Origin of the sequence: Tritonibacter mobilis, assembly GCF_001681715.1 — a bacterium.
In the GTDB taxonomy this organism is placed as follows: Bacteria; Pseudomonadota; Alphaproteobacteria; order Rhodobacterales; family Rhodobacteraceae; genus Epibacterium; species Epibacterium mobile.
Genome location: NZ_LNWY01000053.1, coordinates 1 through 1083 on the forward strand (window position 1 = coordinate 1; position 1083 = coordinate 1083).

Annotated in this window: 1 protein-coding gene and 1 pseudogene; both read right to left on the bottom strand. The window is 56.0% G+C overall.

Annotated features, from left to right (window positions below):
- Positions 1 to 14: 14 nt before the first annotated feature.
- Positions 15 to 806, bottom strand: coding sequence for an IS21-like element helper ATPase IstB (gene istB / locus UB90_RS22355; protein WP_009175304.1), 792 nt, complete (start codon positions 804 to 806; stop codon positions 15 to 17).
- Positions 796 to 1083: pseudogene (locus UB90_RS22360) on the bottom strand (IS21 family transposase); the annotation flags it as partial. The pseudogene UB90_RS22360 and the gene istB, both read right to left, overlap by 11 nt.

Below are 1083 nucleotides of genomic sequence, written 5' to 3' on the forward strand. Positions count from 1 at the left end.
TTATGCGCTTTGGTCTATGACGCGGTCAATGTTTTGGTCTCCTTCCCTGTTTTCTTTGCTGCCTCAGAACTGGCCTTGAACCGATAGCTGTCGTTGCCAGTTTCCAGAATGTGGCAGCGGTGCGTTAGCCGGTCGAGAAGCGCGGTTGTCATCTTCGCATCGCCGAAGACTTGCGCCCATTCCGAGAAGCTGAGGTTAGTTGTGATGATGACGCTGGTGCGTTCATACAGCTTGCTGAGCAGATGGAAGAGAAGTGCTCCGCCGGTCGAACTGAACGGCAGATAGCCAAGCTCATCCAAGATAACCAAATCGACTTTGGTCAGCATCTCGGCCAGTTTCCCAGCCTTGCCGAGCGCCTTCTCTTGCTCCAGTGCATTGACCAGCTCCACGGTTGAGAAGAAGCGCACCTTCCGCCGGTAATGTTCGATCGCTTGAACGCCGATAGCGGTTGCAGTGTGGCTCTTACCCGTTCCAGGCCCACCGATCAGTACGACATTCTCGGCGGCTTCGATAAACTCGCAGCGGTGCAACTGCCGCACTTTCGCTTCGTTGATCTCACTCGATGTAAAATCGAAGCCGCTGAGGTCCTTGTACGCCGGGAAGCGGGCAATCTTCGTGTGGTATGCAATGGACCGCACTTCGCGTTCCGCGATCTCGGCCTTGAGGAGCTGTGACAGCATTGGAATGGCGGCCTCGAATGCCGGCGCGCCTTGGGCGCCCAAATCTTCGACCGCATTTGCCATGCCATAGAGCTTGAGACTTCGCAGCATGATTACAATGGATGCTCCGGCTGGGTCATGACGCATGGCGCTTCTCCCCGGCCAGTCTCAGTCCGTCATAGCGATCTACGTTTGCTTCTGGCGTTGTTTGCAATGCGAGTACGTCAGGCGGATCGACCTCGGGGTGGTCGGTCGGTTTGCGATCAATCAATCGATGCAGCAGGTTCAGGATATGCGTTTTGGTTGGCACACCCGCTTCCAGCGCCAGTTCCACTGCGCACAGGATGTCTTCCTCATTGTGCTGAAGAACCAATGACAGGACATCGACCATCTCTCGGTCTCCGCCCTCTTTGCGCAGCATGTG

Excerpts from the sequence above, each read along its gene's own strand:
- istB (WP_009175304.1), bottom strand. The coding sequence starts at position 806 with ATGCGTCATGACCCAGCCGGAGCATCCATTGTAATCATGCTGCGAAGT.